Raw genomic sequence first — 5,618 nt, 5'->3', positions numbered from 1 at the left:
TCTTAGCATCAAGTTCCGCGTTGTCAACATCGCTTCCGATTCCCCACGCTCGAATTGAAACTTCCGTCGGAGAATAACTTTCGACAAACGTTGCTTGCATTGAACGTGGTGAATTTTGTGCGACTATTGATTTTGTTGCGCAGGAAAAAAGGAAAACGAGTGTAAAATAAAATATGTTTTTCATAAGTGTAATTATTGATGAAAATAAAATTACTGAATTGCCTTAATAATGTACTCTTTCATAAATTGTATTGTCAACAAATCATCATCGCCAGATGGATTCCATGCTGTACTCACAACCACTAAATCATAATATGGAATAACAAAAATAAATTGTCCACCATATCCCCAAGCAAAACGAATATCATTGGGTGTCGGTGTATGTGTTGTAGTACTATCAAGCGGAAGCAACCACCATTGATAACCATAACTGTACGGATTTGTTTGTAGTGTTACGTACTTTGTCGTGGAAGAATCAATCCAAGCACTTGAAACAATTCGTTTTCCATTCCAAGTTCCTCTATTCAAAACCAACTGACCAATCTTTGCCATATCACGGGGTTTCAGATATAATCCCCATCCCGTATTAGTAATATTCTTCGGTCCATTATCCCAAGCATAGTTTACTATTCCTAATTTAGAAAATATATGATCATACCCAAAAACGTCAGCACGTTTATTCGTTGTCTTGAGTAAGATTCCAGATAACAATATCGAACAACCACTATTGTAGGTAAAATGTGTTCCCGGGATATATGACATCGGTACATCGAGAACGTACTTTATCCAATCAGAACTCATTGAAAGTTGGATTGCTGGATTATTTGAACTTCCGTAAGGAGCAGATTGTTCATTCCAAGTAAAACCTGCTCTCATTGTGAGAATATCTTCCAATCGTATAGTTCGTTTGTTCGAATCCAGATGAGCAATAGTTCCATACTCATGAAAAAAACTTAGGAGTTTTGCGTTGAAGTTTGTGATGTTTTCTTTGTCATTTGCAATTCCAACTAACAGCGAAGTAACTGATTTTGTAACGGAATATACTCGTTGAATTTTGTCTTTTGAATAACCATGAAAATATTTCTCATACACTAAATATCCATTTCGAACAATAAGTACGCTGTGAATTTCCTTATAAATCCCAGATTGAATTTTCGTAGTCAATTCATCGAGTTTATGCTCATTAAATCCTTGCTGAGGTGCAGAAGAAATTTTCCAAGAAGATTCTGTTGGAGAAATCTTACAAGACGGGTAAAGTAATACCCCAAAAAAGAGAAAATAAAAAAGAACTATTCTCTTCTTCAAGAGATTACTTTGAACTATATCATTACAAATTAATTCATCCGTTGGTAAAATTCAATAGAAAACTTTTCAAATAAAGACCCACAAAACTTTATGCCCAAGCAAATTTTTTATCTTTATGAAAACAGAACCAAAAATGCTTGGGCATAACAAACGACTTTACTTAAATTGAGTTTCTAGTTTTCCTATTTTCCCTATAAGTTTATCCATCTCAGCTACGGCATTTTCTAAATTAGATTTAGTTTGACTAATTCCATCAACTGCCTTCGGTGCTTTCGTTGCATCCAATCCAGAAAAATCGTTTACCGGATTGAGTGAAGTTAAACCATTAAGAATTTTGGAAGCACTTTCTTTCATTTTTGGTAATGCGTTAATTCCAAAAGTTACCGCAGCCAATGCAAATTCGAACCCTTCTGAACCTTTTACAAATTTAGAAGGATTCTTATCAATGGCATCTATTGTAAAATTCAATTGCCGTACCGTCGCATTAATTATCGCTGCTTCTTTAAAAATGTTATCATAACTTTCTTTTCCCAAATTCACATATTCGACGCTGTCTGTGACGTTATCATAATCACGATTGCCTTCGAATTTTCTGAAATTGGGATCAAGATCTGACAACTTTAAAATAGAAGGAGATGAACCACAACCAAATTGATAAAACACCGCAACGAAAATTGTTGAAATTAGGATTGCTTTCTTTAAGTTGGTTAACATAATTTACTTACCTTTCAAAAAATATAGTTATTAATAATCAATTGTTTTTGCACTAAGAAATGCGAACGGATCAAATGGCAAACTCGGCAATGCGTATGATACACCTGCTGAAATATTTAAACCAGAAAAATTCAAATCTTTGAAATAATCACTTTCCACCACAAGAGTATTGCCGATTGTTTCCGTTGTTAAATCATATTCTTGACCATCTTTGATAGCCAAGGTTGCAGCGAGTGGTGATAATCCTATTTTGTATCCGGCATCAATTCCAATACTCAAATCTGAGGAAAGAAGAAATTCGAAACCTGCATTAATTTTTACTCCCGGAGAATAAAGACTGATATTATCAAGGTCACCCTTCTTCGCTCCAGTATTTGTTAATCGAAGAATATCTATCCCTCCGCTCGCGCTAAGATTAAGGTTTGAACTTCCGAACCAGAGTTTTTTCATTGGTCCTAAATATCCGCTGATTATTAGTGGGGCGATTGATGCTCCACTCAGAGCATCCGCATCAATTGATGCATTCGGAAAACCGAGCGCAATATCAACATTCAAAAACAATTGTCGCACTCCTGTAAGTTTAGCGATATTTCCGTTAAAATTGATATCTATTCCCATTCCAGATTTTGCGTCTTCACTTAAAATAAAACCATGTTCGTCTATATTGTTGAAATCTTCTGGATTTTCATATGAGACGAAACCTAAATTCTTGGGCGTCGCATACCGAGGAATCTTAGCAGTAAAAAATTTTGGCCTCACCGTAATATCAATTCCCAGTCGAGGTCGTTCCATAATTATCATTCCCCGTTCAGGAGTTCCACCTAAATATTTATGAAACGTTGAAAGATTCGTTGCACTTTCAAAATTGTTACCGATTTTATCTACTCGGTAAAATCCGCGTTCTTGAATTTTAACATTTCCGGAATCATCCTGTTCAAACTCCACAATGTTATAACCATCGTCTAGTCCTAATCCTTCCTTATCACCTAATCCAGCAAGAACGTTAGACCCTTCTACTTCTTTCACTTCGGCAGAAAGTTTGAAATCGGAAATATTTTTCATCGCCACTGCGAGGTTCTTTACCCAAGTGTTGATAGCAATAAGTCTCGCATAATCCCCACCACCTACTTCTCTCTTTTTGAGTTTGTAGCTTTTATTGATATCACCATCACCCATTCCTTCTTGAAGTGTTGACGCATCCTTCAATAAAATCGTCTTTGCAAGCAAATCGGAACCAACATTTATTTTATACCAAAGAATATACCCTTTGATATTTGATTTTAGAGTATTTCCACTTGGTGTTTCCGAATATTCTGTAACAACAGGCAGATATAGATACGCTGAATTCATAACCTTCAAAATATCATCTGCAGTTAATCCACTGCCTTTCATTTTATCAACAGCAGCCCTCGCCAAATCTTCCTCCTTTTGATTTCCTCTCGCACGGATTTCTGCAACAGCACTCAATGCTTGTGTGATTTGAGGAACAATTGTTTGGTCGAGGGATTCGGAGATTTTTTCTGGAGAGAGGTCTGTTGTGCGGGCTTTCGTGACAAAGTCCTGAACGGCAGTCGAAGAGATTTCATTGTAATCGAATCGCGGAATTTCAAGATGAAATTTCATGCGATTCACAACCATATCAGTTACATTTTTATCGGGCATAGTTTTATATAAAACTGCGCCGATTGATGTAATTGATTTCCTTTGATATTTTCGAAGATCCTGACTTTCACATCGTATCCATAAAGTGAAAAGTCCAAATATCAATAACATGGCACTTAAATAATGACGATTAATTTGAAGCATTTTACCAATTCCTTTGATAAATGATTTCGAAAGCGATATTTGTTAAAATTGTTCTATCGTCACTTTCACCCGATAAAACAATAATACCTATTGATGCTATATCATTATTGACTTAATAAATACTTATACCCTTAAGGTTACTATCCCATACAATTAAACTGGTAAAAATAAAAGTAAAAAAATAATATTTACATAATATTTCTGAACTTATTTTCTTAATAATTTAACAAAGAATAAGCGACGTACACAAAACCGATTTCAGCCGCGAAGAGTGTAATGGATGATAGCGTATCGAATTTTCTAACATCGTTTCGTTTTTTAGCATTGATATTTCCAGTAGAATAATATTCATTGAGATATTCCTTGTATAATTTATCGGAATGAAGTTTAGCAGATGCGGCAATTCCACCGGAAATGATTGCGCTCGCTCCGACTATGTACGTTGATATAGGAATACGCAATTTACTTTCTTCAATAATGGGAATCGGATGCAAATCCATTTTCATTTTCAAATCGGGAGAAATATTGTTTGCATCAATACTCCACAATCGGGAAAAATGATTGCTGTTTTGCTTCGATGAATCTTGCGCAAAGACTTGTGGAGAATATAATCCTACATACATCAATGCAAACAACGCAAGTTTTCTAAAAAAAGTATGCTTTAAACTTTTCCTCTGCGATAATTTGCGCAATCTGCGGGAAATTGTCTCCCGCAAATCTCGCTGATGTTCGCAGAAAGAATTTTCTTCGTTGTCAGTTAACAAACAATCGTAATTCATAGCTAAAATATTTTGCTTTCTCTTCCTTTAAAAATCAAAATCGTTCTATCTTCGACAAACGCGACAAGGTAGTTTTTCCTTGCAAGAAGATTTGTTTTCACACGACCTTCGAGCGGATAATTCCACGCCACCGAACCATCACTAATATTAAGCGCATATAAATTTTTATCTGTCGTTCCAACATAGACAAAATTTCCAAGTACAAGCGGAGTTACATTGATAACACTTTTCGTTTGAAATTCCCATTCCGTTTCTCCGTTGATACGATTGAGCGAAACAATTTTTCCATCCGAAGTCGCAACAAGTAGTGAATGTTGCCCAATGCCAACAGTAGCATACAAAGGAACATCCATATTCTTTTTCCATTGCAACGTTCCATCGAGAGAAAGAACATACACATTTCCCTTTGTCGTCGTAAAGTAAATTTTATTTTCAAAAATTGTCGGCGAAGAAAAAATACTTCCTTCTGCATCAAACTTCCATTGCTGTTTTCCCGAATCTATACCAACGGAATACACTATTCCTTCGTCATTGCCGAAATACAAATTAAATCCATCGCTCACGACAGAACAATGCGCGCGGCTTCCACTCTTTTTTGTTTTTTCTTCAAACGTCCAATTGATTTCTCCTGTTCGTTTTTTGAGAGAATACAATTTACTATCCGTTGTTACAACAAAAATATTCTCTTGAAACACAAGCGGCGATGATTCAATATTTCCAATATTTATTTTCCAATCAATATGTTTGTCTTGCAAATCATAAGCGACAAGCGAGTTTTGGTCTTTCACAAGCGGAATGAAAATCCGAAATCCATCAACCGTTGGCGCACCACTGACTGCAACTCCAGCATCAAAATATCCGTATGATGTTCCGTTTGTAATGTTATACACTTTCACTTCGCCGTTGAACGTTCCAACAAAGAGAAACGAATCCACAAGCGTTCCTGCGTCTTTGGGAAAACCTGCAACAGTCGTATGTTCAAAAATTTTTTCAAGCGGAGGAACAAGTTCTTCT

6 protein-coding genes are annotated in these 5,618 nt (G+C 35.9%); all 6 read right to left on the bottom strand.

Features of this window, described 5'->3' with window-relative positions:
* Window positions 1–184: hypothetical protein (locus FJ218_10635; protein MBM4167356.1), on the bottom strand; the 184-nt coding region annotated here is incomplete at its 3' end.
* A gap of 26 nt (window positions 185–210) precedes the next feature.
* Window positions 211–1,356: a serine hydrolase gene (locus tag FJ218_10630; GenBank protein MBM4167355.1), complete on the bottom strand. Its 1,146-nt coding sequence runs from the start codon at window positions 1,354–1,356 to the stop codon at window positions 211–213.
* A 105-nt stretch (window positions 1,357–1,461) separates the two neighbouring features.
* Entirely contained in the window at window positions 1,462–2,019 is a 558-nt protein-coding gene (locus FJ218_10625; GenBank protein ID MBM4167354.1) for a hypothetical protein, read from the bottom strand.
* Between the two features lie 30 nt (window positions 2,020–2,049).
* Window positions 2,050–3,681 carry a hypothetical protein gene (locus FJ218_10620; GenBank protein MBM4167353.1) on the bottom strand — a complete coding sequence of 544 codons (1,632 nt, stop codon included), beginning with the start codon at window positions 3,679–3,681 and terminating at the stop codon, window positions 2,050–2,052.
* A 359-nt stretch (window positions 3,682–4,040) separates the two neighbouring features.
* Window positions 4,041–4,604 (bottom strand): hypothetical protein, encoded by a 564-nt coding sequence (locus tag FJ218_10615; GenBank protein ID MBM4167352.1) that lies wholly within the window; start codon window positions 4,602–4,604, stop codon window positions 4,041–4,043.
* Window positions 4,605–4,606: 2 nt separating this feature from the next.
* Window positions 4,607–5,618 (bottom strand): hypothetical protein (locus tag FJ218_10610; GenBank protein ID MBM4167351.1); only part of this gene is annotated, 1,012 nt, incomplete at its 5' end.

Source organism: Ignavibacteria bacterium, from assembly GCA_016873775.1.
Classification (GTDB): domain Bacteria; phylum Bacteroidota; class Ignavibacteria; order UBA10030; family F1-140-MAGs086; genus JAGXRH01.
Note: the sequence above shows the minus strand (reverse complement) of the source record. Positions and strands in the feature narration are given on the sequence as shown.